This window comes from Mycobacterium sp. NGS48, assembly GCF_059812585.1.
Map to the genome: position 1 here is coordinate 312,984 of NZ_JCALCY010000002.1, position 24,602 is coordinate 337,585.

General features: G+C 65.6%; 27 protein-coding genes. 13 read left to right on the forward strand and 14 right to left on the reverse strand.

Annotated elements, in window-relative coordinates; translation table 11 throughout:
- The 4 genes from AC5Y42_RS05145 to AC5Y42_RS05160 form a co-directional block, all read right to left on the reverse strand.
- Nucleotides 1-933: a M56 family metallopeptidase gene (locus AC5Y42_RS05145; protein ID WP_499896300.1), complete on the reverse strand. Its 933-nt coding sequence runs from the start codon at nt 931-933 to the stop codon at nt 1-3.
- Nucleotides 930-1,307, reverse strand: a complete 378-nt coding sequence (locus AC5Y42_RS05150) for a BlaI/MecI/CopY family transcriptional regulator (protein WP_499896302.1) — start codon at nt 1,305-1,307, stop codon at nt 930-932. The genes AC5Y42_RS05145 and AC5Y42_RS05150 overlap by 4 nt, the downstream gene beginning before the upstream one ends.
- 76 nt (nt 1,308-1,383) lie before the next feature.
- Complete coding sequence (locus tag AC5Y42_RS05155; RefSeq protein ID WP_499896303.1) at nt 1,384-1,563, reverse strand: hypothetical protein; 180 nt, start codon at nt 1,561-1,563, stop codon at nt 1,384-1,386.
- An 11-nt stretch (nt 1,564-1,574) separates the two neighbouring features.
- On the reverse strand, nt 1,575-3,029 hold the full coding sequence (locus AC5Y42_RS05160) for an NAD(P)/FAD-dependent oxidoreductase (protein ID WP_499896305.1): 1,455 nt from the start codon (nt 3,027-3,029) through the stop codon (nt 1,575-1,577).
- 274 nt (nt 3,030-3,303) lie between these two features.
- Between AC5Y42_RS05160 and AC5Y42_RS05165 the strand changes: the two genes are divergently transcribed.
- The 4 genes from AC5Y42_RS05165 (at nt 3,304) to AC5Y42_RS05180 (ending at nt 7,452) form a co-directional block, all read left to right on the forward strand.
- Complete coding sequence (locus AC5Y42_RS05165; RefSeq protein WP_499896307.1) at nt 3,304-3,714, forward strand: DUF302 domain-containing protein; 411 nt, start codon at nt 3,304-3,306, stop codon at nt 3,712-3,714.
- 92 nt (nt 3,715-3,806) lie between these two features.
- Nucleotides 3,807-4,055 (forward strand): metal-sensitive transcriptional regulator, encoded by a 249-nt coding sequence (locus AC5Y42_RS05170; protein WP_499896771.1) that lies wholly within the window; start codon nt 3,807-3,809, stop codon nt 4,053-4,055.
- 86 nt (nt 4,056-4,141) lie between these two features.
- On the forward strand, nt 4,142-4,573 hold the full coding sequence (locus AC5Y42_RS05175) for an MmpS family transport accessory protein (RefSeq protein ID WP_499896773.1): 432 nt from the start codon (nt 4,142-4,144) through the stop codon (nt 4,571-4,573).
- Complete coding sequence (locus tag AC5Y42_RS05180) at nt 4,570-7,452, forward strand: MMPL/RND family transporter (RefSeq protein WP_499896309.1); 2,883 nt, start codon at nt 4,570-4,572, stop codon at nt 7,450-7,452. The genes AC5Y42_RS05175 and AC5Y42_RS05180 overlap by 4 nt, the downstream gene beginning before the upstream one ends.
- Here the strand turns inward: AC5Y42_RS05180 and cydC are convergent.
- From cydC to AC5Y42_RS05210, 6 genes are all read right to left on the reverse strand, one after another.
- Nucleotides 7,377-9,104: a thiol reductant ABC exporter subunit CydC gene (cydC, locus tag AC5Y42_RS05185; protein WP_499896310.1), complete on the reverse strand. Its 1,728-nt coding sequence runs from the start codon at nt 9,102-9,104 to the stop codon at nt 7,377-7,379. The two genes, AC5Y42_RS05180 and cydC, sit on opposite strands and share 76 nt — an antisense overlap.
- The gene (gene cydD / locus AC5Y42_RS05190) at nt 9,091-10,674 is read right to left on the reverse strand and encodes a thiol reductant ABC exporter subunit CydD (protein ID WP_499896774.1); all 1,584 of its coding nucleotides are present in this window, start codon (nt 10,672-10,674) and stop codon (nt 9,091-9,093) included. Before cydD ends, cydC begins: the two co-directional genes overlap by 14 nt.
- Before the next feature lie 86 nt (nt 10,675-10,760).
- Nucleotides 10,761-11,801, reverse strand: a complete 1,041-nt coding sequence (cydB, locus tag AC5Y42_RS05195; RefSeq protein WP_499896312.1) for a cytochrome d ubiquinol oxidase subunit II — start codon at nt 11,799-11,801, stop codon at nt 10,761-10,763.
- A 32-nt stretch (nt 11,802-11,833) separates the two neighbouring features.
- Entirely contained in the window at nt 11,834-13,321 is a 1,488-nt protein-coding gene (locus AC5Y42_RS05200; RefSeq protein ID WP_499896313.1) for a cytochrome ubiquinol oxidase subunit I, read from the reverse strand.
- 32 nt (nt 13,322-13,353) lie between these two features.
- On the reverse strand, nt 13,354-13,641 hold the full coding sequence (locus AC5Y42_RS05205; protein WP_499896314.1) for a YgaP family membrane protein: 288 nt from the start codon (nt 13,639-13,641) through the stop codon (nt 13,354-13,356).
- Between the two features lie 47 nt (nt 13,642-13,688).
- Nucleotides 13,689-13,958 (reverse strand): metal-sensitive transcriptional regulator, encoded by a 270-nt coding sequence (locus AC5Y42_RS05210; RefSeq protein ID WP_499896776.1) that lies wholly within the window; start codon nt 13,956-13,958, stop codon nt 13,689-13,691.
- Nucleotides 13,959-14,074: 116 nt separating this feature from the next.
- Between AC5Y42_RS05210 and AC5Y42_RS05215 the strand changes: the two genes are divergently transcribed.
- The 7 genes from AC5Y42_RS05215 (at nt 14,075) to AC5Y42_RS05245 (ending at nt 19,092) form a co-directional block, all read left to right on the forward strand.
- A complete protein-coding gene (locus AC5Y42_RS05215; RefSeq protein ID WP_499896315.1) occupies nt 14,075-14,455 on the forward strand; it encodes a carboxymuconolactone decarboxylase family protein in 381 nt (126 codons plus the stop codon).
- A 57-nt stretch (nt 14,456-14,512) separates the two neighbouring features.
- A complete protein-coding gene (trxA, locus tag AC5Y42_RS05220) occupies nt 14,513-14,839 on the forward strand; it encodes a thioredoxin (RefSeq protein WP_499896317.1) in 327 nt (108 codons plus the stop codon).
- Between the two features lie 43 nt (nt 14,840-14,882).
- Entirely contained in the window at nt 14,883-15,023 is a 141-nt protein-coding gene (locus AC5Y42_RS05225; RefSeq protein WP_499896777.1) for a DUF8730 family Cys-rich protein, read from the forward strand.
- A gap of 57 nt (nt 15,024-15,080) precedes the next feature.
- Nucleotides 15,081-16,850 carry an aa3-type cytochrome oxidase subunit I gene (gene ctaD, locus AC5Y42_RS05230; protein ID WP_499896318.1) on the forward strand — a complete coding sequence of 590 codons (1,770 nt, stop codon included), beginning with the start codon at nt 15,081-15,083 and terminating at the stop codon, nt 16,848-16,850.
- A gap of 56 nt (nt 16,851-16,906) precedes the next feature.
- Nucleotides 16,907-17,575, forward strand: coding sequence for a PIG-L family deacetylase (locus AC5Y42_RS05235; RefSeq protein ID WP_499896779.1), 669 nt, complete (start codon nt 16,907-16,909; stop codon nt 17,573-17,575).
- A 105-nt stretch (nt 17,576-17,680) separates the two neighbouring features.
- Entirely contained in the window at nt 17,681-18,199 is a 519-nt protein-coding gene (locus AC5Y42_RS05240) for a redoxin domain-containing protein (protein ID WP_499896319.1), read from the forward strand.
- Nucleotides 18,196-19,092, forward strand: a complete 897-nt coding sequence (locus AC5Y42_RS05245) for a cytochrome c biogenesis CcdA family protein (protein ID WP_499896320.1) — start codon at nt 18,196-18,198, stop codon at nt 19,090-19,092. The genes AC5Y42_RS05240 and AC5Y42_RS05245 overlap by 4 nt, the downstream gene beginning before the upstream one ends.
- Nucleotides 19,093-19,357: 265 nt before the next feature.
- Here the strand turns inward: AC5Y42_RS05245 and AC5Y42_RS05250 are convergent, their stop codons facing one another.
- From AC5Y42_RS05250 to AC5Y42_RS05265, 4 genes are all read right to left on the reverse strand, one after another.
- Nucleotides 19,358-20,347: a hypothetical protein gene (locus tag AC5Y42_RS05250; protein ID WP_499896321.1), complete on the reverse strand. Its 990-nt coding sequence runs from the start codon at nt 20,345-20,347 to the stop codon at nt 19,358-19,360.
- Nucleotides 20,334-20,882, reverse strand: coding sequence for a DUF6932 family protein (locus tag AC5Y42_RS05255; RefSeq protein ID WP_499896323.1), 549 nt, complete (start codon nt 20,880-20,882; stop codon nt 20,334-20,336). Before AC5Y42_RS05255 ends, AC5Y42_RS05250 begins: the two co-directional genes overlap by 14 nt.
- 33 nt (nt 20,883-20,915) lie before the next feature.
- Nucleotides 20,916-21,521 (reverse strand): hypothetical protein, encoded by a 606-nt coding sequence (locus tag AC5Y42_RS05260; protein WP_499896324.1) that lies wholly within the window; start codon nt 21,519-21,521, stop codon nt 20,916-20,918.
- 164 nt (nt 21,522-21,685) lie between these two features.
- Nucleotides 21,686-22,024 (reverse strand): helix-turn-helix domain-containing protein, encoded by a 339-nt coding sequence (locus AC5Y42_RS05265; RefSeq protein ID WP_499896325.1) that lies wholly within the window; start codon nt 22,022-22,024, stop codon nt 21,686-21,688.
- Nucleotides 22,025-22,155: 131 nt separating this feature from the next.
- On the opposite strand from AC5Y42_RS05265, the gene AC5Y42_RS05270 reads away from it, so the two are divergent.
- Both AC5Y42_RS05270 and AC5Y42_RS05275 read left to right on the forward strand, forming a co-directional pair.
- Nucleotides 22,156-23,106: a site-specific integrase gene (locus AC5Y42_RS05270; protein ID WP_499896327.1), complete on the forward strand. Its 951-nt coding sequence runs from the start codon at nt 22,156-22,158 to the stop codon at nt 23,104-23,106.
- A complete protein-coding gene (locus tag AC5Y42_RS05275) occupies nt 23,103-24,530 on the forward strand; it encodes a hypothetical protein (protein WP_499896328.1) in 1,428 nt (475 codons plus the stop codon). Before AC5Y42_RS05270 ends, AC5Y42_RS05275 begins: the two co-directional genes overlap by 4 nt.
- The last annotated feature ends 72 nt before the right edge of the window (nt 24,531-24,602 follow it).

Consider the following 24,602-nt stretch of genomic DNA (forward strand, 5'->3'; position numbering starts at 1 on the left):
TCATAGGTGGCAAGCTAGCCCAGCTGCCAGCGGCGTCAGGATCGCAAGCCAGATCGCGGTCGTCGGCGCCAGCCTCTCGCGCCACTGGATACCGCGGGACGCCGGGCTGGTCAGCCGTGCGGCGCGGGCCGGTACTGCAGTACCGGCGGCTCCCAACGCAGTCGACGACGCTACCGACCTCTGCCCCGCCAGGGCCAACAATCCGCTCAGCAGTGGCACCGGACCGTAGCAACGGACCGCGACATCGTCGGCACACATCTCCAACAGGTCGGCGACCGCATCCGCTGCCGCGGGAAACAACGGCAGCCGCGGCATGCTCGTAGCAATCGCTCGCAGCAGCATGTGCAGACCGTGGTGACGGCCGGTCAGATGAGCTCTCTCATGCGCCAGTACAGCGGCCAACTGCGATTCGTCGAGCCGGTCGAAGGCGGCGGTGGTGACGATGATGGCATTGGGCCGACCCGCCACGCAATAGGCAGTAGGCTCACTTGCGGATATCACCACTACACCGGGCTGGTCACTGGGCCGGCCGATCATCAGGGCGATCGACGCGTGGCGACGGCTGCACGACCGCTGTTGCCGCAGCCGGCGAGCACTACGCAGGATCACCACAGCGGTCGCCATCAAGCCCACTGTCAGGAAGCCCAAAGCGAAGGCCGAACCGGCCTTCTGCGGCAGTCCCAAGTGGCCCGCGATACCGAGTATCTTCCGGCATATTGTGAGTGTCGAATGCCGCCCTATACTCATTAACACGTCGATGAGCAGGATGACCAGCGCGCCAACCCACGTGGCGATAACTGCGGTCACCGTCGTCACCCACGCCGCTACAGCGAGACGTGGATGCACACCACGCCCGGTGACGCGCCGGAGCAGCGGCGGCCCGAACCAAGCCAGCGCCAACGCGTGCAAAACCAGCAAAATAGCGGTGTTCATGTGAGGTTCCCGCCCTCGATGATGCGACGCAGGGCGGCCCGAACCTCTATCGAGTCTTCCTGGCTCATCTGGCCGAGAAAAAACGACAGCACTAGATCTGAGTCGCCGCCGGTGTCCAACGCATCGCGCATCAGGGCGGCTGAATATTCCTCTCGGGTCATGGTCGGCCAGTAGTGGAAGGCCTTGCCGGCCTTTTTGCACTGCAGCCAGCTTTTGCGGTGCAGGTTGTCCATGGTCGACATCACAGTGGTGTAGGCGATCTGCCGCTCGCGTACCAGATCCTCGAAGATGTCGCGCACCGTGACCACGTCCCCCCGCCTCCACACCCGGTCCATGACGGCGGCTTCGAGACTTCCAAAACTATGAGCGGGCACGAGGTCCATCATTTAGTTGCACGGCAGGGGCGGTGTTGGCCTTGACAGTAGCAGGAGAACACACACCAGCCATTAATCAGCGACGATGCCCGCGCAAGATGATTCGCGTCATCCTAAGCGTGAAGTGGGTGAACCGCCAGGACTGCACGAGCATGTTTTGCCGCATCCGAAGCGTCGCACGGGTGGGCAGCGGGGCGTCGGCAATGCTCTCGGCGGTGCGGGTGTTGGCGTCTGAGTTGAGGCCGTTCTCGTCCACGGGGGCGCCTTTCATTCGGGGATCAGCCACCACAGCGGTCGGGCCTTGGCTTTATAGATGAACATGTAGTGCAGCATCAGCTTCATCCAGTGGCCGGCCAGGCCGAGTTCACCGAACGTGCCCGGGATATCGCGCCCGGTCTGCGGATACTTCGCCGGGTCGGGAACGACCGGGAACATCGTCATCGAGGCGGCCGAGCCCTTACGCAAACCGGTGCCGGCTGAGGCGATACACGCAGCACCCATGGTCGCCATCGAGGCCTGATGGGCGATAGCGTCGGGGTTTTTGATCCGGTCACGGATGGTCTCGGCGACCGTCTTGGCCATGACGCCCGATGGCATCCCGGTGCGCGGCGGTGCAGGCGTGATCACCGTTCCCTTGACGCTTTTGCGCGGCCGGGAGATCGGGTGCGGGGGGGCAAACGCGATGCCCGGGGCGAAGATGTTCGGGTAGGCGGGCGACTCGTAGGTGCGCGGCCAATCCTCGGCGCACCATTCGTCATACGGCTTGCCCGAGTAGTCGGCGTCGACTTTGAGAAAGCCCGACGGTGCGAACAGCACCGACGTGATGTCGTCGCCGTCTTTGTCGTAGGCGGCCAGCGGCGCACCCCGAAACGGCGGCAGCAGCATCGCGAAGTCGAAGTCAAGGTCGTGCTCGTTGCCGTCGAGTTGCTCGTAGCGCAGCTTGCCGTCCATCACCTCGTGCACGGCAGCCTGGGTGATCGCCTTGACCCCGCGCTCGCGGAACAGCGATTCGGTCCACATCCGGCTGGACTGTAAGAAACCTTTATCGATGAATTTCATGCCGTTGACGCCGAAGTCGCCGAGTTCGTATTCGTTGGTCAGGTAGATGATCTCGGCGAGGTCACGTACGCCGGCATCCCGCAGGACTCGATCGACGTTGAAGGTGTACTCGAATGCAGCGCCCTCACAGGTGCAGGTGCTGTGACCGATGCCGACGACCAGACGCTGCCGCTCTCCGGCCTTCAGTTTGGCGACGACCTGTTCGAAGGCCTTGCCCGCCTCGACGGCGTGCTCGGCGGTGCATACCGACCAGGAGTGCCCGCCGGGCCCCAGGCCGGGTGTGGCCGCGAAGTTCAGCTGCGGACCGGTGGCGTTGATCAGGTAGTCGTAGGTGAGGTTGCCGGTCTCGTCATGGCGTTCGGCGTCGGTGTAGGTGAAGTCCACCGACGGCGGCGAGGAGTCGCCGGTGCCCTCGGGGCGGATCGCGGTAGCAAAAGCCTGATGGAACTCGATGCCCTTGCGGCGGTAAACGGGCCGCAGTGGGATCAGCACCTTGTTCGCCTGCATCCGGCCAACCCCGACCCAGATGTTCGACGGGATCCAGTTCCAATCGGCGTTGGGGGACACCACCACGACCTCGTGTGCGCGCGGCAGCCATCGCCGCAGGTGCAGCGCGGCGAAGTGTCCGGCGATACCGGCGCCAAGGATGACGACTCGTGCCATTTGACTCTCCTCACTAGAACCGGGCCACCAAAACTAGAACCGGGCCATAGAGCGGCATTGTCACAATCATATACCCTGGCGGGTATAAAGCCAACCCGAACAGTCGCCGTCCTCGTCGTCCGATGGCTGCCACCGGCGACGTGTCCCGCATGTGCCGCCACCTAACGTTGAATACCCACACCGGTATGGGTTACCCTTCATGCGTGGACACCTGCCGGGGTATACAACAAGGCTACCCGTCACACATCGCCGCTATCGGGTAAGGAGACATGACATGTCCATCGCCATAAGCACATCCATCGACGCAGCCGACTTCGACAAAGTGGTCTCGAGAACTCGGGAGATATTGAAAGACAACGGGTTCGGGGTATTAACTGAGATTGACGTGCAAGCGACTCTGAAGGAAAAGCTGGGAGAGTCGATGGAGCGTTATCTGATCCTCGGTGCCTGCAACCCGCAGCTGGCACATCGGGCTTTGTCGGCGAAGAAGCAGGTCGGGTTGCTGATGCCGTGCAACGTCATCGTCCGCGAGGATCCGCAGAACCCGGCAACGGTACACATCGAAGCGATGCACCCCCGGTTGATGGCGGAGGTCGTCGACGATCCGGGTCTGTCGCCGGTCGCCGAACAAGCCACCCGCCAACTAGAAACCGCGATAAGCGCGCTCACCCAGGAACTGCGATGACCTCGATCGAGCGAGGTCCGGGGTGGCTGGCGGCAACCCCCGCCTGTAGAAGACAGTAGAACGAAGAGCAGATCGTGGCGTCCGCCGATGCGATGGATCTGGTACTGACACGGCTACGCCGTGCACAAGGCCAGCTCTCAGGGGTCATCGCGATGATCGAAGCGGGCCGTGGCTGCAAGGAAGTTGTCACGCAGCTGGCTGCGGTCTCTCGTGCGCTCGACCGTGCCGGCTTCATGGTGGTCGCGGCCGGGTTGCGGCAGTGCATCATCGGGACTGACAGTGCCGACGGCCCGGCGCGCACCGAGGCCGAACTCGAAAAGCTCTTCTTGTCGTTGGCCTGAGATCGTTTCCCGGCCCCGCGGACGGGAATGTACGGATGAACAAGTTCACGTCCGAACGCTAGCCCCTAAAGCGAAGGGAGACCCTCATTTTCGCGCCACTGAAGCGGGCCTGGGTGCCCGTAGTCGTCGTCGTGGCGGCCACTCTCGGGAGTATCGCCGTTATCAACCTTCGCGGCGTATTCGGCTCCGACGCGATTTTCTCCTGGAACGGAAGCGGCTCTGAAGTGATCGAGTCGATCAATACCAAACATGTGACCTACGAGGTTTTCGGGCCACGCCATGCCGCCGGGGGGGTGAGCTATTTGAACGTCGATAGCCAGGCCGAACAGGCAGAGTTCAGCAGCCTGCCCTGGACCCACGAGATGACGACGACAAACCCGGCGGTCATCGCCAACGTGTTGGCCCAAGGCGACAGCGACGGTATCGGGTGTCGCATCACCGTCAACGGTGACATCAAAGACGAGCACTTCTCCGACGGGCATCACGCCCAGGTGTTTTGTCTGGTGAAAGCCGCATGAGCAGCCACCACGACACCCGCCCGCTGTACATGCGGGCGGTCCGTCGGCTCGCGGTCCCGATTATTCTCGCCTGGCTGGCGCTGACGATCGCGTTGAACGTGTTGGTGCCGTGGATCGAATTCGTCGCCAGGGATCATGCGGTCACGATGTCGCCGCAGGATGCGCCGGCGATGATCGCCGCCAAACAGATTGGTAAGACCTTCCAGGAGTTCGATTCCGACAGCATGGTCATGCTGGTCTTAGAAGGCGACCAGAAACTCGGCGAGGATGCCCACCGCTATTACGACACCTTGGTGGAAAAGCTGGTGGCGGATCACGAACACGTCCAGCATATCCAGAATTTGTGGGGAGATCCGATCACGGCCGCTGGCGTGCAAAGCACCGACGGCAAGGCTGCGTACGCGCAGATCCACACGGCCGGCGATCAGGGCAGCACCCTGGGAAGCGAGTCGGTCGACGCGGTCCGCAAGATCGTCGACGCGTCACCGCCACCGGACGGGGTGCGGGTGTATGTGACCGGGCAGGCCGCGCTCACCACGGACATGACCGAGGCCGCCGACAAAAGCATGTTCAAAATGATGGGCGTGACCGGCGTGGTCATCATGATCATGCTTGCGCTTGTTTATCGCTCCGTCAGCACGGTGCTTCTGGTCCTGTTGATGGTCTTCATCGAGATGCTCACGGCCCGTCAAGTTGTCGCGGTTCTTGGCCACTACGGCCTGCTGGGATTTTCGACATTCGTCGTCGCCATGCTGTCGTCGCTGGCCATCGCCGCAGGAACGGATTATGCGATTTTTCTCATCGGGCGCTACCATGAGGCGCGCCAGGCCGGCGAAGACCGAGAAACCGCCTGGTACACGATGTTTCACGGCACCCAGCACGTTATTTTAGGTTCGGGCCTGACGATTGCCGGCGCGTCATTGTGTTTGCACTTTGCGCGGTTGTCCTATTTCAAGGCCTTGGGCATCCCGTCGGCGCTGGGTTTGCTTGTCGTGATCGCCGGCGCGCTCACTGTGGCGCCGGCGATCGTCGCGGTGGCCAGCCGCTTCGGCCTGTTGGACCCCAAGCGTGTCGAGGGGCGTGGGTGGCGGCGCATCGGCACGGCCAACGTCCGCTGGCCCGGACCGGTCTTTGTGGCGGCGCTACTGGTCACCCTGGCCGGCATGCTCCTGGTACCGAGCATGAAGATCAGCTACAACGATCGCTACTACATCCCCAGCGATCTCCCGTCGATCGTCGGGTATGACGCCGCGGAGCGACATTTCAGCGCGGCCCGGATGAATCCCGATATTCTCATGATCGAAAGCGATCATGATATGCGAAATTCCAGCGACATGCTCATTTTGGACCGGATCGCCAAGAACATGTTCCGCACCCGCGGCGTGGAGAGAGTACAAGGCATTACCAGGCCGCTGGGCAGCCCGATCGATCACACGTCGATACCGTTTCAGATCAGCATGCAGGCGGTCCCGATACAGGAAAACCTGCAGTTCATGCACGACCGGATGGCCGACATGCTCACGATGAGCGACGACCTCGGCGCCATGATCAATTCCATGCAGCGGCTGCGTGACCTGGTTGGGCAGATGAGCGACACGACCGGGAACATGGGCGATCACATGGTGGAAATAAAACACACCGCGGATGAGATACGCGATCACATCGCCGATTTCGACGACGTCATACGACCGATCCGCAACTACACCTACTGGGAGGCGCACTGCTTCAACATCCCGGTCTGCTGGGCGGCGCGGTCGGTGTTCGAGGCCTACGACGGGGTGGACAGATTCAGCGAAAACATGCAGCCGCTGCTTCAAGACATCGACGACCTGAACACGGTGCTGCCCCAAATGGTCGCGGAGTTTGCGCCGATGATCGCGGTCGCGCGGTCCATGCAGGGCAGCCTGCTGACCATGCACAGCAGTTTCTCGGGCCTGATCACCCAGATGGAGCGGATGACCGACACGGCCAGCGCAATGGGGCAGGCCTTCGATTCCTCGAAGGCCGACGACTACTTCTACCTGCCGCCGGAAGCCTTCGACAACCCCGATTTCCAGAAGGGGTTGCAACTCTTTTTGTCCCCGGACGGCAAGGCCGCGCGCTTCATCATCACCTACGACGCGGACCCGGCAACCCCCACCGGCATCTCCTTCGTCAAGCCGGTACTGGCCGCGGCGCACGACGCGGTGAAGGGCACCCCGCTGACCGGCGCCAAGTTCTACCTCACCGGCACCGCCGCGGTCTACAACAACATCCAAACCGGCGCGAAATACGACATCCTGATCGTCGGGGTAGCCGCGGTGACGCTGATCTTCATCGTCATGTTGATCATCACCCGCGCGCTGGTGGCCGCAGCCACGATCGTCGGCACGGTGCTGTTGTCGCTCGGTGCCGCTTTCGGGCTAACGGTGCTGGTCTGGCAGCATATTTTCGGCCTGGAACTGAACTGGATCGCGCCGGTGTTCGGGGTGATCATCTTGCTGGCCGTCGGATCAGACTACAACCTGCTGCTGGTCTCCCGCTTCCAAGAAGAAATCGGCGCCGGAATCAAGACCGGCATCATCCGCTCCATCGGCAGCACGGGCTCGGTCGTCACCGCGGCGGGCCTGGTGTTCGCCTTCACCATGATGTCCATGGTCGCCAGCGACCTGTACTCCATAGGACAGGCCGGCAGCACGATCGGGCTCGGGTTGTTGTTCGACACTTTGATCGTGCGTTCCTTCCTGACGCCGTCCACCGCGGCGCTGCTGGGACGCTGGTTCTGGTGGCCGCACAAAGTGCGGGCTACCCCCGGTCGGGCTGCCTACCGAGCCGAGGCCCCACGGGCAGCAGACGATGATCCGACTGTTGCACACGCCGGCAGGCGCGGGGTGGAGTAGCCGCCGGCGTTGACGTTCAGTTCCGGGCAGCCGATGTCGTTGGGTAGATGGTGAGTGGCCACGACCACCGTCCGTTCTGCGCTGACCAGCCCGCCATCGGGGTCGAGCAGCCTGCGCAGCAGCACCTCGGCGTCGCCGGCGTCGAGGTGTTCGGTGGGTTCGTCGAGCAGCACGATGCGCGCCGGTGAGATGATGGCCCGGGCCAGCAGCAGCCGGCGGCGCTGACCTGCGGACAGTGCCTGCGCACCGCCGGATAACACCGTCGCCAAGCCGTCGGGCAGGCCGGCCAGCCACCCACCGAGTCCGACCCGGTGCAGCACCGCCATCAGCTCGTCGTCGCGGCAGTCGCCGCGGGCCACCAGCATGTTGTCGCGGACGGTGGTGGCGAAAGTGTGTGCGTCTTCGGCGAAAAAGGTGATGGCGTTGCGCAATTGGTCTTCGTCGAAATCACTGAGCGCGGTCCCGTCCAACTCGGCCTGGCCGTGTAGTGGCGGCAGCAGGCCGGCCAGCGTCATCAGCAGCGTCGTTTTGCCGGAGCCGCTGGGGCCGGTGACCGCGAGCCGGGCACCGGGTTGCAGGTCCACCGTCACCAGGGTCGAGCGCTCGGCGTGGTGACCGACGCGGATATTGGCGGCGCACAGCCGGTGGGTCACCGGTGGATGCGACTGCGCCGGCGGGCGAGCCGGGTCGGTGCCCGGCTGGTCTGCGGGGGCCAGGTCGAGCAACCGCCGCGCCGCGATCCGCGACCGGGTCAACTGGATGGCCGCGGCCGGCAACGCCGCGGTCGTCTCGAATGCCGACAGCGGCAACAGCATCAGGATCGCCAGGGTGGTGGGCGCGACGGTGGGCGCGATCGAGATCGAGGCTATCACCGCGCCGAGCACGCTGACCCCGATCGCTGCGGTGGGCATGGCGGCGGCCACCGCGGCCGGGGTTGCCGCGGCGTCGATCGCGTCGGCCCAGGCGCGTTGCCGGCGTTGCGACTCGGCGACGATATCAGGCAGTCTGCCGCTGACGCGCAGCTCGCTGGCGTGCTCCAGCGCGAGCATCGCCGCCACGTCACGCTCGGCCAGGTGTTGGCGGGCAACGTCTTCGGCCGCCGCGGCTGCCCGCGCCGACAGCCACGGCGCGATCACCCCGGCGGCGAGCAGGCAGACCGCCAGCACCGCGGCGGCCGCCGGCGAAATCACCGCAATCACCGCCACGGCGGCCACGCTGAGCACAACCGCGACCCCAATCGGCAGCAGGGCGCGCACCAGCACGTCGGCCAGCACGTCGACGTCGGCGCCGACCCGTGCCACCAGCTCACCGCTGTGCAGCCGGGTCGCGACGTCTGCGGGTCCGTGGGCCAGCCGGCGATAGATTGTGCCGCGGGCGACGCCGGCCGCGCGCAGCGCGGTGTCGTGGGTGGCCAGCCGCTCGCAGTAGTGCAGCACGCCGCGGGAAATCGCCAACGCCCGCACCGCTACCACCGCGATCGACAGGTCCAGGATTGGCGGCATCTGCCAGGCCCGGGTGATCAGCCAGGCCGACACCCCGGCCAGCCCCAGCGCGCTGGCCTGCGACAACACCCCCAACGTGACTGCCAGCACCAGCCGGGGCAGCCGCGGGCGCAGCAGGGTTGACGCGGTCAGCAGATCAGGCGGGCGCATAACGACTCGCTTCCACGTCGATCACCCGGTCGCCGATCGCCAGCACCGGGTCACGGTGGCCGACGACGATCACCGTCGCGCCGGCCCGCGCCCGCTCGACGAGGGCCCGCAACACCGCGTCTGCGGTCTCGGCGTCCAGGTGGGCGGTCGGCTCGTCGAGCAGCAGCACCGGCGCGGGTGATCCGAGCGCGCGGGCCAGGCCGAGCCGCTGTCGCTGACCCAGCGACAGCCCGACACCGCCGCACCCGAGCTCGGTGTGCACTCCGCCGGGCAGCTCCGCCAGCACCAGATCGAAACCAGATGCCGCACAAGCGGTTTCTGCATCATCGAGTTCGCCGAACAGCGTCAGGTTGTCGGCGACACTGCCCGGGATCAGCACCGGGCGTTGCGGCAGCCAGGACAGCTGACGCCACCACCGGGCCGGGTCGAGGTCGGCGACGTCGATCCCGGCCACGGTGATCCGCCCCGACGTCGGCACCGTGAGCCCGGCGACGCACTGCAGTGTGGTGCTCTTGCCGGCGCCGTTGGCGCCGGTGAGCACCGTCACTTGCCCAGGTTCGAAGACCGCGGTGAGCGCGCGTGGCGCCTTCCCGTCGCGGCCGGCGACGCTGAGCCGTTCGGCGCGGATCACCGCACCGCGCGCGGACACGGTCCGGTGTCCTGGGGCCGGGCCGCCGGTCGAGTCGTCGATGAGCGCGAACGCCTTGTCGGCGGCCGCGCGGCCGTCCTGGGCGGCGTGGTATTCCACCCCGATCCGGCGCAGCGGTGCGTACACGTCCGGCGCCAGCAGCAGCACCGTCAGCCCGGCGGTCAGGCTCATCTGGCCGAACACCAGGCGCAGCCCGATGCTGACCGCGACCAGGGCGACGCCGAGCATGCCCAGCAGCTCCAGCACCAGTGCCGACAAGAAGGCGATCCGCAGCGTGGCCATCGCCGAACGGCGGTGGGCCGTCGAAAGTTCGGCGATGCGATGTTCGGGCCCGGCGGCCCGGCCCAGCGCGCGCAGCGTGGGAATTCCGGCGACCAGATCCAGTAGTCGGGCCTGCAGAGTGGTCATGGCCGCCAGCGCGGCCGCTGACCGGTCGGCGGTGGCCAGGCCGATCAGCACCATGAAGATCGGGATCAGCGGCAACGTGACCGCCACGATCACCGTCGACTTCAGGTCGTAGAGCGCGATCACCGCGACGGTGGCCGGGGTCAAGATCGCGGCCAGCGCCAACGCGGGCAGGTAGGCGGTGAAGTAGGGGCGCAACCCGTCCAGGCCGCGGGTCACCACCGTCGCGGCGGCGTCGCGCTGGGCGGCCAGTTCCCGGGGGGCGCGCGCGGTCACCGCGGTCAGCACCTGACCGGCCAGATCGGCGATCACCGCGCTGGCGCCCCGCTGGCCCAGCCGCGCCTGCAGCCAGTGGGCCGCCGTGCGAATTGCCCACAGCGCCGCCAGGATCGAGATCAGCGGCATCCAACGCTCGACGCTGCGGGTGGACGGGTCGGTGATGACCCGGGAGGCGATCTGTGCCAACACCATCGCCGAAGCGACCGCGCAGCCGGCGATCACCACACCGTAGGCCACCGTGGCGGCCAAAAACCGGCGCACCGCCGTCGATGCCCGCCACAAGCGCGGGTCCAGCGGTGCTTGGGCTGACGAACCGCTTCCGCTCAAGACGGGTGCCTCGAAAGGCCGGTCGACGGGGGTATCCGCTCGGCCGAGATCCGCTGCCGGAACACCCAATACGTCCAACCCTGGTAGGTCATCGCCAACGGGGCGAAGACCACCGCCGCCCACGTCATGATCTTCAACGTGTAAGGGGTCGACGACGCGTTATAGATCGTCAGGCTCCAGGCCGGGTTGAGCGTGGAAGGCACCAGGTTGGGATACAGCGCAGCGAACAGCAGGATCACCACCGCAGCCACCACCACCGCGGTCGACAAGAATGCCCAGCCGTCAGAGCCGCGGCGCCACACCAACGCCACCGCCGCCACCTGGGCGATGACCGCGACGGCCAGCACCAGCCAGGTCCACGTCTTGCCGTAGGCCAGTTGGGTCCACCACCCGAACCCGGCAACCAGCGCGGTCACCGGTGCCGACAACCACGCCGCGAACCGCAGCGCGTCGTCGCGGATCGCGCCGGCGGTTTTCAGCGCCACAAACACCGCGCCGTACAGCAAAAACAACCCGCCGGTGGCCAGCCCACCCACCAGCGTGTAGGGGTTGAGCACATCAGCGACCGACAGGTGGACACGGTGGTCGGCGTCCACCGGAAGCCCGCGCACCAGCACCGCGAACGCCACGCCCCACAGCACCGCGGGCAGCCACGACCCAGCGGCGATACCGACGTCAGCCCGGGCCCGCCACTTCGGGTCGTCGATCTTGCCGCGCCACTCGATGGCGACCGCCCGCACGATCATCCCGACCAGGATCACCAGCAGCGGCAGGTACAGCGCCGAGAACACGCTTGCATACCAGCCCGGAAACGCCGCGAACATCGCGCCACCGGCGGTGATCAGCCAGACCTCGTTGCCGTCCCAGACCGGGCCGATGGTGTTCAGCGCCGCACGGCGATGCGACTCGATGTCGCCGGTGCCGGCCCGGCCGAACGGCTCCATCAGCATGCCCACCCCGAAATCGAAGCCCTCCAGGATGAAGAACCCGAGAAACAGCACCGCCACCAGACCGAACCACAGTTCTTGCAGCGCCATCGCGTCTACCTCCTTCCGAGACTGACGGGCAATCAGTAGGCGAATGACAGCGGCGCCACCTCGTCGCTACCGGGCGGAGCCGGCGGGGCGAGTTCGGCGTCGTGCTCCTGCGGGCCTTCGACGACGTAGCGTTGCAGCAGCCGGAACCAGATGACCGCCAGCACGCCGTAGACCAGGGTGAACATCACCAGGGAGGTGACCACCATCCCGGGTGAGTGACTCGACACACCGTCGGCGACAGTGAGACGGATCAGCTGGTCGCCGGTCGGGTTGGGGGCGACGATCCATGGTTGGCGGCCCATCTCGGTGAAAACCCATCCCGCGATGTTGGCCAAGAACGGCGTGGGGATGGTCAGCAGCGCAAACCAGGAAAACCACCGCCGGTTCGGGGTCCTGCCGCCGCGGGTCAGCCACAGCGCGATCAGAGCGAACAGCACCGGCACGGCCAGCAGCCCGATCATCGCCCGAAACGACCAGTAGGTGACGAACAGGTTGGGCCGGTAGTCGTTCGGCCCGAAGCGCTGCTCGTAGTTCTGTTCGATGTCGCGCACACCCTCCAGGTGCACGTCGCTGAACCGTCCTTTGGCCAAAAACGACAGCGCGTAGTGCATGTCGATAACGCGGTGGAGGTGGCCGCAATTGTTCTGTGTCCCGATGGTCAGGATCGATAAAGGCGGGTCGGTTTCGGTGTCGCATAACGTTTCCGCGGATGCCATTTTCATCGGCTGCTGGACGAACATCAGCTTGCCCTGGATGTCGCCGGTGAACAACAACCCCACCGCCGCGGCCAGTGCCACCCAGCAGCCCAGGATGGTCGCCGGGCGATACATGCTGCCGGCGTCGGTTTGCGCTGCGGTGGTGTCGGTGCCCGCGCCGGCGGCACGCCCGTTTCGGGATCGGACCATCCACCATGCGCACACCGCCGCAACAAACGCTCCCGCGGTGAGGAATGCCCCGCCGATAGCGTGTGAAACCGCTGCTTGCGCAGTGTTATTGGTGAACAACGCCAAGATGCTGTCCAACTCAGCACGGCCCGTTTCGGGGTTGTAGTGCGCGCCGACCGGGTGCTGCATGAACGAGTTGGCCGCGATGATGAAAAACGCCGACACGTTGGTCGCGACCGCCACGATCCAGATGCAGGCCAGATGCACCCAGCGGTGCAACCGGCCCCACCCGAAGATCCACAACCCGATGAAGGTGGACTCGAAGAAAAAAGCCGCCAGACCCTCCATGGCCAGCGGGGCACCGAACACGTCGCCGACGAACCGGGAGTACTCACTCCAGTTCATGCCGAACTGGAATTCTTGCACGATGCCGGTCGCCACCCCCAGCGCGAAGTTGATCAAAAACAGCTTGCCGAAGAACTTGGTCAGCCGATACCACGCAGGGTTATCGGTGATCGTCCACACCGTCTGCATCACCGCCACCAGCGGCGCCAAACCGATGGTCAGCGGCACGAAGATGTAGTGGTAGACGGTGGTGATGCCGAACTGCCACCGGGAAACATCAAGGGTGTTCATCGGCCACCTCCCGAGCTATACGACTTATACTACTACGTCATGTAGTAGTTGGCCTCCCGCTCGGCGGCCGTCAAAACCCCTGCACGGTGCAGCAGCGCACTTAGCGGACACCAGCCCACTGCTGCGTTGAGCAGCAAGTTCGCGCCCACCCATCCGGCGAGGAACCGCAGCCGCCCCGACTGCGCAGGCCACACGGCCTGCGCGAGCTGGGTTGCCAGCACCATAGCCCCGGCGACGAGACTCACGATCCGCTCGATGGGCCACCCGTGCGGCTTGGGTATCCCGAACACGCCTCGTTCGGTCGACATCTGGTCTTGCATGACAACCCTCCTTGTCAGTTCCTTTAATGGTCTGTCCGCGGGATCGCTTAGGCCAGGGCCAAAAACAGCTTTTCCAGCTCGGCCTCGGTCAACCGTGGCGCATCGCCCGACCTGCTCTCGCTGATGCAGTCCCGCAGACCCGACGCCACGATCTTGAAGCCGGCCCGGTCAAGGGCGCGGGAGACCGCCGCGAGCTGGGTGACGACATCTTTGCAGTCGCGGCCCTGCTCGATCATGGCGATCACCCCGGCGAGCTGACCCTGCGCGCGACGCAACCGGTTGAGCACCGCAGTGATGGTGTCCTCGTCGCCGATCATTGACTCCTCCATTCCTGAAAGTCCTGTAAGCACCCGATACTACCCTAGGGGGTATCTGAGCGTCATGACCCTGACCGGGTTGAATACCGATACGGGTATCGGTATCATAACGGGTCATGAGCGAACATAACCACTACCACGACGTACTCAACGAGCTGAACCCGCAGCACCGGGCGCTGCGCGAGAAGATCCCCGAGGTCTACAAGGGCTTCGCACAGATGAGCAACGCCGCGCTGACTTCCGGCGCGTTGGACACAAAGTTCAAAGAGCTCATCGCGGTGGCTATCGGTGTCGTGGCCGGATGCGACGGCTGCATCGCCTCACACACCAAGGGTGCTGCCCGCGCCGGCGCCTCCAAAGAAGAAGCCGCCGAAGCCATTGGGGTCGCGTTCCTCATGCATGGCGGGCCGGCCACCATATACGGCGCCCGCGCATACGACGCCTTCTGTGAATTCGCCGACGCACGCGTCGGCGCGACATCGGGCTCGCCGCAATGAGCCGCGAAACCGTGAGACTGGGTTGTCTTTTTCAACAAGGCCGAAAGGAGGGCTGCGGTGCCGGTAAAAGCCCTCACCCACGCCGATTTCGAATCGACGATCCAGGTCAGCCCAATCGTGCTGGTCGACTTTTGGGCCCCGTGGTGTGGCCCGTGCCGGACCTTCGCGCCAGTCTTTGAGCAGTCGGCTCAAGACCATCCCGACGTCGTGCACGCCAAGGTCGACACCGACGCTGAGCCGGAGCTGACCGCAAGGTCCGGTATTCGATCCGTGCCCACCGCGATGGCGTTTCGCGACGGTGTCCTTGTCTACAGCCAGCCCGGGGCGATGCGCCCAGCGGCGCTAAAAGACCTGATCGGCCGACTCAAGGCGTCCAACAGATAACAGCCCACCTATCACCCACGACTGGAGCCTTGATGTGTTATCCGTGCCCTGCTCTTACTGCGGCAAAACCACCTGGGCGGGCTGCGGCCAGCACGCCGATGCCGTCATGAGATCCGTACCGGCCAACCGACGGTGCACTTGCTGCGACACCACCGCACAGCAACCCCACCGGCCGCCACGTTAGCGACTATCCCCCTGCGGGTATGTCCCACGTCGAAGCGCCCCGGAAATGGAGTGGACCATGACCGCTGAAGCACCGCAGGCCGCACCGCTACAAGCCCACCGGCCGTTTCCGCCCCGGCTGGGCCCGAAGGGCAATCTGGTCTACAAGCTGGTGACAACGACCGATCACAAGCTGATCGGGATGATGTACGTGATCACTTGCTACGCGCTGTTTTTCATCGGCGGCCTGATGGCATTGTTGATGCGCGCCGAGCTCGCAGCGCCGGGGCTGCAGTTCTTGTCCAACGAGCAGTACAACCAGCTGTTCACCATGCACGGCACCATCATGTTGCTGCTGTATGCGACCCCGATCGTGTTCGGTTTCGCCAACCTGGTGCTGCCGCTGCAGATCGGTGCCCCAGACGTGGCGTTCCCGCGGATCAACGCGTTCTCGTTTTGGCTGTTCGCCTTCGGCGCCGCCATCGTGGTAGCCGGCTTCATCACCCCCGGCGGGGCCGCCGACTTCGGCTGGACCGGCTACACCCCACTCAGCGACACCGTGCACTCCCCCGGGGCCGGGTCTGATCTGTGGATTATGGGCCTCGTCGTATCGGGTCTGGGCACCATCTTGGGGGCGGTCAACATGATCACCACGGTGGTGTGCATGCGCGCGCCCGGTATGACGATGTTTCGGATGCCGATCTTCACCTGGAACATCTTGATCACCTCGATCATGGTCCTGTCGGCTTTTCCAGTGCTGACCTCGGCGTTGGTCGGCCTGGCCTACGACCGACACCTCGGCGGCCACATCTATGACCCGGCCAATGGCGGGCCGATCCTGTGGCAGCACCTGTTCTGGTTTTTCGGCCACCCCGAGGTCTACATCGTCGCGCTGCCGTTCTTCGGCATCGTCACCGAAATCTTCCCGGTGTTCAGCCGCAAACCGCTGTTCGGCTACACCACCATGGTCTACGCGACGATGGCCATCGCGGGACTGTCGACGGCGGTGTGGGCGCACCACATGTTCGCCACCGGTGCGGTACTGCTGCCGTTTTTCACCATCACCTCGTATTTGATCGCGGTGCCGACCGGGATCAAATTCTTCAACTGGATCGGCACCATGTGGAAGGGCCAGCTAACCTTCGACACGCCGATGCTGTTCTCGGTCGGCTTCGCCGTGACCTTCCTACTCGGCGGCCTGACCGGGGTGATCATCGCCAGCCCCCCACTGGACTTCCATGTCCACGACACCTACTTCTTGGTGGCGCACTTCCACTACACGCTGTTCGGCACCATCGTGTTCGCCACCTTCGCCGGTGTCTACTTTTGGTTTCCGAAGATGACCGGGCGGCTACTGGATGAGCGGTTGGGCAAGCTGCACTTCTGGCTGACCTTCATCGGGTTTCACACCACGTTTTTGGTGCAGCACTGGCTGGGCAATGCCGGCATGCCGCGCCGCTACGCCGACTATCTGCCCACCGACGGCTTCCAGGGCCTCAACATCGTCTCCACCATCGGATCGTTCATCCTCGGCGTGTCGATGATCGTCTTCGTGTGGAACGTCTTCAAAAGCTGGCGCTACGGCGAGGTGGCCACCGTCGACGACCCGTGGGGCTACGGCAACTCACTGGAGTGGGCCACCAGTTGCCCGCCGCCGCGGCACAACTTCACCGAGCTGCCCCGTATCCGCTCCGAGCGCCCCGCCTTCGAGCTGCACTACCCGCACATGGTCGAACGGATGCGCGCCGAAGCGCACCTCGGCCGCCACGGCGAGGCCAGCGGGCGCGAGACCGCGGCAGTACGCAGCCAGGTCGGTCGCAATTTATGGAAAGGGAATGAGGTGCGATGAGCACTAACACCGAGGTATCTGCCGTACGAGCCATGCCCCGCATCGGCGACCCAGCCATGACAAGCACGGAACTTCCCAGATGGGGATCCGTTCTGGCGGTGGTTGCCCATCCCGACGACGAGTCGTTCGGTTTGGGCGCGATCCTGTCTGCGTTCGCCGACCGCGGCGCACGGCTGGCTGTGCTGTGTCTGACCCGCGGCGAGGCGTCAACATTGCACGGCGTGGCCGGCGAGTTGAGCGAGGTTCGGGGCGTCGAACTGGCGAGCGCCGCCGAGGTTCTCGGCGTGTCGACAGTTGAGCTGCTGAGCTACCCTGACGGCCGACTTTCCGACACGCCGCCCGCTGAATTGGGAACCCGTGTTGTCGACTTCGCACAAAGGGTCGACCCCCGTGGTTTGCTGGTGTTCGACCCGAGCGGTGTCACCGGCCACCCCGACCATCAGCAGGCCACCGCTGCAGCGCACGCCGCTGCAACCAATACTGGTCTGCCGGTGCTGGGTTGGACGCTGCCTGTCGCCGTCGCCGAAGCGCTCAACCGCGAGCACCACACATCGTTCATTGGGCATTCGCTGGCAGACATCGATCTGGTCGTCCCGGTAGACCGGCGGCGACAATATGAGGCAGTGGGCCACCATACCAGCCAGGCATTACCGACCAGCGTGCTATGGCACCGCCTGGAGTTGTCAGGCCCGCACGAGTACCTGCGCTGGCTCACCCACGGCTGAGGTCGACGTCCCAGCGCGACCATGTTCTACTATCTAGGTACGTAGATAGTAGAGCGAGCATTATCCCTGTCGCTCCAACCACCCGCCCGACCGGAAGGAACCGCCATGCCCCGCCGGCTCAGCGCCCTACTTGCCGCCGCAGCGATCGTCGTCGCAGCGTGTGGTTCGCAGCTAACAGCCGAGCCGGGCCTGGTTACACCCGCCGGCGACCCCTCCGCGCCGGCTCAGCTGCAGTTCACCGCCGAAACCCTGGCCGGTCAACCGTTTTCTGGTGAAAGCCTGCTGGGCAAACCGGCGGTGCTGTGGTTCTGGGCGCCATGGTGTCCGGCGTGTCAACGCGAAGCCTCGACGGTGGCCAAGGTTGCCGCGGCTAATCCCGCGGTGACGTTCGTCGGGGTGGCCGCACGGGCCGATGTGCCCGCCATGCGCGAGTTCGTCGACAAATACCGTATGGCCGGGCTCGCTCAGCTGGCCGATACCGATGCGGCAGTGTGGGCGAAATTCGGTGTGACGCAACAACCCGCGTACGCGTTCGTCAGTTCAGACGCCAGCATCGACGTCGTGAAGGGCACGCTCCCCGAAGCACAGTTGACCGAGCGAGTCCACAGGCTTGTCGCCAAATGATCGACACCGCGGCGCTGAGTTTCGCCCTGGGCGCTGGGCTGGTCGCCGCGCTCAACCCGTGCGGGTTCGCGTTCCTGCCCGGCTATTTGGGCTTAGTGATCGCCGGTAGCCAAGACGCGTCGCGGGGCGCGGCGCTGGCCCGCGCAGCTGCGGCCACGGTGACGATGGCGCTCGGATTTCTGACGGTGTTCGGCATTTTTGGCCTGGCGATCTCACCGGTGATTGCCTCGGCGGGAAAGTACCTGCCCTTTGCCACCGTGGCCATCGGTGTTGCGCTGGTCGCGATGGCATTTTGGCTACTGGCCGGCAAGGACCTCAGCATTCTGTTGCCCAAGTTGGCGGGCGGTGCACCTACCGCACGGCTGGGTTCCATGTACGGCTACGGCGTAGGCTACGCAACCGCTTCGCTATCCTGTACGATCGCACCGTTTCTCGCTGTCGTCAGCACGACATTCAAGCAAGGGTCGATGCTCTCGGGTGTGCTGGCGTTCCTGGCCTACGCAGCCGGCATGAGCGTCACTGTGGGGGTGGCGGCGCTGGCGGTCGCGGTAGCCGGCTCGTCGGCCGCCGCGGCGTTTCGCCGGATTCTGCCCTACGTGGGCCGCATCGCCGGCGTTATCGTGCTGTTGACCGGACTCTACGTAACCTATTACGGGTACTACGAAATCCGGCTACACTTCACCGGCGCAGGCGCCGATGACCCGGTAGTCAACGCGGCCAGCGAAATACAGGGCTGGTTGGCCCACCAGGTCGACAGCCTGGGTCCATTACCACTGTTGTTGGTGGCTGCCGCGCCGGTCGCCGTGGTAGTCGGCTGGCACGCCATCGCCGGCCTGCGCTCGCGAAACCGCAGCGTGGCTAGGGCTAGGGATTATTTGTCAGACAGCAGCTGATGGACCAGCGGGTGATAGGAAGCTGTGCACGGCGATCGCAAGATCTGAAGCGATGTCTGGTCTGGCAGCTGATGCTGCTGCGCGCCAACGTGCCACACGCAGGGGACGCACACACCCAGCGCCGATGGTTTGACCACCCGGCGAAAATGGTGAGGTGGAAGAGATCCTAGGCGGCTGTGGCAATACCGAGAATACGTACCCGAGCTAGTGCGGAAAGCGGCGCAGTTGATAAACGATACCCATTTCGCGAAGGATCGTGAACGGCTCAGCCGGGCTCATCATCGAAACGGTGAACGGCTTGAGCGGTGTAGGTGGTTTTCACGGCGCCACCGGGGGTGGTTTCGGTTTTCATGATCGCGTCGACGCGTACCCGCATGCCGAGTCCGAATCCGCGGACGTCATCTACGCCGAGTTGGCCGCGTTTGACGGTGACGGTTTCCCCGTCTTCTTGGCGGATTAGCCAGGATTGCACGGAGCTGACGGTGAGGTATTCGCCGACGAGCTGCACTGGCTGTTCGTCGAGGTTGGCGTTTTCCACGGTGGTGGCGATGTGGGCGGCGGCGGCCGCGGACACCGCTACCCGGCGGGTGGCGCGAGCGGGTTGCCGCCAGTCGATTTCGACGTCGAATCGAGCCCGGTCCAGGGTCTTGGACAGATCACGTAGCGCCGAGGCGGTGCGGGGCCCCATCTGGCCGAGTTGTTGCACGAACAGTGAGTCGGCGGGGTCGGGGCCGATGTCGTTGCCGGCGGCGAACACGTCAATCGTGGCGCCGATCGCGGTGTCGAGCAGCTGATCGTCGGTTTCGAGCTCGGCGAACATGCCGACCTTGCCGTCCCCGTGTCCGGTTTCGATAATCGGCGAGCTGGCCGGCGTAAACGCCAAGATGATGGACCCGCGCCCCGGTGAGGCAGTGAGCAACAGGTCGGTGCGGCGACGCACAAGGGCGTTGGGTTGGCGCTCCAGTGTCTTGTCGCCCTGGTGGGCGGCACCGACCGCGGTGGCCAGCCGCTGGAAGCCGGTCATGACCCGTGCAACATCGGCCACCCGCGCTGCCGATCCGCTGACCCCGTCGCCGGTGATGCGGATGCTGCCGTGCGACGCCAGCGTGCGGCCCAGGGTGTCGGCGGCGATTAGCCCCTCGACGCTGATTCGGGACAGGTCATCCGGCGTTGTCCAGGTGGGTGCGTCGTCGTCGGCCATCGCCGCCAGGAGGGTGGCTTCCATCCGGTCGATGTCGTCCTCACTGGTAGTCATCGACGATCACCTCCACATAGCCTTGGCGAGGTAGCGCGTCTTGACGTGCCGGTTGCGATCCCCGTGGGCCGGAATGCATTCGCTGGAGGTAATCATCCACTTGGCCTCGCAGTTGCAGGTAGTCGGGTAGGTAGCGGTCGTCGGTGCTGGTGTCGGGCTGGCAATGCCAGGCGACGAGTTGCGTGTCCACCTGCACTCCGAGGGTGCGGCGGACCTTACCGCGTTGCGCGAAGGCTTGCAGGAGTTTGATGCTGGCCGGGTTCAGGTGCGCCTTGGCCAGCTCGAGGTCCTCGGCCCAATACACGCACGACACCACTTCCGGGTCTGGGTCATTGGAGAGGAACTGCCCGTAGAGCCACGCGGCGTTGACGTGCACGTGCCGGCGCAGCACATTTGTCGCACACTCCCAGTCCTGCCATAACCGTTGCCGGTGTGCGCTGCGCCCGTCGACGAAACGCTGATGCACCTCGTCTCGGGTTGCGCGATATCGGCCAGGTGGCAGCAACCCGTGCGATGAGTCCAACTCCGGAATCACAACACCGCCCCTCTTGTCGCGCGCCGTGCGGGCCTATCCGACTGCGTGTGCTGGACCGCTGTCCTCCTGTCGTTCAGTGAGTTGTGACCATGGTGCGCCATCGGGTGCGTCCTGGTCGGCCGACGCGGCGAACAGCGCGTCGATGACCTCGTCGATGCGTGCCACTGCGTCTTGGGCTGCGGCCGCAAGCCGCTCGGGGCCCTCGTGCTCTGCGGCGCTGGCCAGCGCGGCGTGCAGGTTTTCCCGCGCAGCCAGCAACCGGCCGAAGTCGACCCCGGTGGCGGCCGGGGTCTCATCGGTGGCGAATGCGCGGATCAACTCATCGAGCGCCTTGCGTTGCCGGGTGCTCATCCGCTGGGCTTCGGAAGGCGGCTGGTAGGCGACCGGGGCCGGGGCCCTCACCTCCGCTGCGGCGAATGCGGTGTTCTCCGAGACGTCGGCCAGATAGGCGATCGCTCGGATCGAGGCATCCGAGGCCCGGGTGGCGTAGGTGCCCTGCCGCAGCCGGTTGAGCGTGGCGTGCGAGATATCGTGACCTGCGCCCTGCGCGAGTTCCGCCAGTCGACGTCCCGACGCACCGCCATGCCTCTTCACGGCGACATCAATCAGGTCGATCAACGACCTCGGCGTCTTCACCATGTCCTGCCACCCACTTCCCGGCTACGCTGACGCGTGCGCGCGTGCGCGCGCGAGACCCAGTCTTCTGGAACCTGGAACACGAGTCAAGCGCAACACGCCGTTGCGGTACGGGCGCAATCGAATCACAGGGATGTAACCTGCCTCATGTGACGGACGGCATTGGGTTAGGCGGTCGCTCGCCGGGTCACACGGCGGCGGTTCGGAGTGGGGCCATGCTTGGGCCAGAGCGCCCGACCCAGGGCGTCTTCCAGGCGGGCCAGCGAGCCGATGTCGCAGAGCACCGTGCCGGCCAGGATGCGCCCGATCGTGGTATGGGCGACCCCGCTAGCGGTGGCCAGTGCGCGCTGGCCCGTCGCGGTCTCGGCCATCGCAAAGCGCAGCGCACGCGCCAGGTGCTGCGCGGCGGACGCCGATGGCGGGGCATCGGCGACCAGTTCGGCCTCCGGCCAGGTCCCAGTGGCCACGTAGGCCACCGGGGGCTGGTCGGCGTTGCTGCGCGGCATGCGCCCACGATAACCGCCAGTGCCGTCGCATCGACGCGACTTGTCGGACCCCTCTGCTCAAATGGTGCATACATGCACCGATGCAGAGGGAGGCGGCATGCGCAACCGGTCATCGAAGGCGCCGGGCCTTGGTGAGCGCCGGCGAGCAGCTGGCGCTGCCGTTGTGTTGGGGGCCCGCCATGGCTGACGGCAGCCTGGAGACGGCCGTGCACGCGGTGATCGGCGCCTGGATCGATGACGGCGCGCTGGCCGCGCAGACCCTGGACAAGTTCGGGTTGCTGCTGTGCCGGTTCGCCCGGTTCGCCGCCGCCCATGACATCACCACGCTGGCCACGGTCGATGCGGCGCTGGTCACGAAATTCGTTGCCGCCAAAGGACGCACCCGCCACGGCAGCGTGTCGGGGGCGGCGGTGGCGACTATGCACAACCGGCGCGCCGCACTTCGGGCGTTCTACCGCACCGCCCGCCGGCTGCAGTTGGCTCTCGATGACCCCACCACCGACATCGACGTTCCCGCTCGCCAATCCTCGGTACGGCGCCCCCTGTCGCACGACGAGTCCGCCCTGGTGCGGCTGTTCGCCGAACACGGCACCCCGACGCGACATGCCGCCACCGCCGCGCTGCTTCTGGCCGGCGCGCACACCTCCGAGCTGGGACACATCACCGCCACCGACCTCGACGCTCAGGCCGCGACTGTGTGGGCGCACGGGTCATACAAGCACCGACCCCGCGTCCTGCCGCTGGACAACTGGTCGCTGCGGGTGCTCACCGAGCGCGCCGACCACATCACCGGCCCACTACCTACGTCGGCCTCGTCGCCGGTGTTGTGCACCGGCGCCGGCGGCAGCGACGCCCACAAACAAGCCCGTGTATGCGTCACCGTGCGCGACATCCTTTCCCGCGCCGGGCTTTCCCAGGACCCCGGCATCCGCCCCGCATCGCTGACCGCTTATGCCGGCCGCCTCGAATTCGACCGCACCGGCCGTATCGAAGACGCCGCCCACCGCATCGGCTCGTCGTCGCTGGACACCACTGCGGCCCTGATCGGCTACCACTGGCACGAGTCGGGTGATCGGCCGTGAGCCGCAAACCCGCCACGTCCAACCAGGCCGACGCCTACGGCGCCAAGCGGATCGGGCAGAGTCAGCTGCACAGGATCGAGACCCCGATGGATCTCACCCTGCTCGAGATCGACACCATCGAAGCCGTCGCGTCCAGCGAACTCATCTATCGACTCGCCGCCACCCTGCCCGTCCATGAGCCCGGCACCCCAGGTCGGCTCCCGCACTACCCGCCCTGGGTGCACCTGCTGCACAAGGCGCTGGCCGGGGTACTCGGTTCGCACAGCAAGGCCGCCCGCGCTATGGCCCACCCCGCCTACTGGCGCTCGATCCGCCATCACGCCGCCAAGCACGGGGCACCCACCGCGCAGCGCCGCCCACCGCAGCGATGGCACCACAACTACGCCCAACACCTGCTCGACGAGCACGCCAACGAGCTAGTCGACGCGTTCCGGCCTTTTGCCCGCCGGTTGGCCATCGAGATCGGCTGCCTGGACCCCGCCGCTGCGGTATCCCACACCAACCCCGCCCGCGGGCAATACATCGTCGGCGATGGCACCGTCGTAGCCGCACCGGTTCGCAAGTCCACCGCCGACAAGTGGGCCGAGAAGGGCGGACGTCGCGTCAACGCCGGCATCGAGGTGCAAAACGGCGAAAGCGACAAGGAGTTCCGATACGGTACCAAATTCACCATGCTCAGCACCCGCCCCGACGCCATCCGCAACAACCGGATCATCCTCGATGTCGACGCCGTGCCGGCGGGCAAGGGCTACGGCGGTGAAGCTCGCATCGCCACCGACATGATCGACCGCGTCGTCGCCGATCCCGACGTTCGCTGCGACGGCGTCTGCTACGACGGCGCATTCCGCGGCACCCACATCGACCACACCATGAAACAGGGCCTGACGGTGCTCTCACCCATCCACGACGGCACCCGTAAGCCCACCGCCCTGACCCGCCTCGACTGCGCCTGCGGCGATACCCACGACCTGTGGACCGCCGACGGCCGTATCTGCGAGCGGCAGGTCCTCGACACCGGGGACAAACACTTGCAGCCCTGCCCCGTCGCCAAGATCTACCCGCGCCGCAACGCCGACACCAGCTACCGCTGGTATATCGAGTTCGCCACCCCCTCGTGCGGCACCGTGCACCGCGAACGTATCGACACCACCGAAGCCGACCGCAGCCGCGGCTACAACCGCGCCGAACACCTGCGCCAACACGTCAAAACCGACGACGGGGCCAGCGTCTACGACCGCTGTTATGGCTGGCGCGAAGACTCCGAAAGCCTCAACAACACCCTCGACCGCACTCTCTACGGCGGCCGCATGATCGCCTATAGCGCGCTGCGCCAACTCACCGTCATGATCGGATTCGCCTTGGGCCGCAACGCCATCGCGGCCTACCTGCACCGACGACGACAACCCGACCAGGGAGCCGCCTAAGCCCGCCACCACGACGAGCGTCACTCAACGCCGACCACGCACGCCCAGACGTCGCGTGTCCATCGTCATGCC

Coding starts and splice junctions, on each gene's coding strand:
- AC5Y42_RS05145 (WP_499896300.1), bottom strand. CDS start 933: ATGAACACCGCTATTTTGCTGGTTTTGCACGCGTTGGCGCTGGCTTGG.
- AC5Y42_RS05160 (WP_499896305.1), bottom strand. CDS start 3,029: ATGGCACGAGTCGTCATCCTTGGCGCCGGTATCGCCGGACACTTCGCC.
- AC5Y42_RS05165 (WP_499896307.1), top strand. CDS start 3,304: ATGTCCATCGCCATAAGCACATCCATCGACGCAGCCGACTTCGACAAA.
- AC5Y42_RS05170 (WP_499896771.1), top strand. CDS start 3,807: ATGGATCTGGTACTGACACGGCTACGCCGTGCACAAGGCCAGCTCTCA.
- AC5Y42_RS05180 (WP_499896309.1), top strand. CDS start 4,570: ATGAGCAGCCACCACGACACCCGCCCGCTGTACATGCGGGCGGTCCGT.
- cydC (WP_499896310.1), bottom strand. CDS start 9,104: ATGCGCCCGCCTGATCTGCTGACCGCGTCAACCCTGCTGCGCCCGCGG.
- cydB (WP_499896312.1), bottom strand. CDS start 11,801: ATGGCGCTGCAAGAACTGTGGTTCGGTCTGGTGGCGGTGCTGTTTCTC.
- AC5Y42_RS05200 (WP_499896313.1), bottom strand. CDS start 13,321: ATGAACACCCTTGATGTTTCCCGGTGGCAGTTCGGCATCACCACCGTC.
- AC5Y42_RS05205 (WP_499896314.1), bottom strand. CDS start 13,641: ATGCAAGACCAGATGTCGACCGAACGAGGCGTGTTCGGGATACCCAAG.
- AC5Y42_RS05210 (WP_499896776.1), bottom strand. CDS start 13,958: ATGATCGGCGACGAGGACACCATCACTGCGGTGCTCAACCGGTTGCGT.
- AC5Y42_RS05215 (WP_499896315.1), top strand. CDS start 14,075: ATGAGCGAACATAACCACTACCACGACGTACTCAACGAGCTGAACCCG.
- ctaD (WP_499896318.1), top strand. CDS start 15,081: ATGACCGCTGAAGCACCGCAGGCCGCACCGCTACAAGCCCACCGGCCG.
- AC5Y42_RS05235 (WP_499896779.1), top strand. CDS start 16,907: ATGACAAGCACGGAACTTCCCAGATGGGGATCCGTTCTGGCGGTGGTT.
- AC5Y42_RS05240 (WP_499896319.1), top strand. CDS start 17,681: ATGCCCCGCCGGCTCAGCGCCCTACTTGCCGCCGCAGCGATCGTCGTC.
- AC5Y42_RS05245 (WP_499896320.1), top strand. CDS start 18,196: ATGATCGACACCGCGGCGCTGAGTTTCGCCCTGGGCGCTGGGCTGGTC.
- AC5Y42_RS05250 (WP_499896321.1), bottom strand. CDS start 20,347: ATGACTACCAGTGAGGACGACATCGACCGGATGGAAGCCACCCTCCTG.
- AC5Y42_RS05260 (WP_499896324.1), bottom strand. CDS start 21,521: ATGGTGAAGACGCCGAGGTCGTTGATCGACCTGATTGATGTCGCCGTG.
- AC5Y42_RS05265 (WP_499896325.1), bottom strand. CDS start 22,024: ATGCCGCGCAGCAACGCCGACCAGCCCCCGGTGGCCTACGTGGCCACT.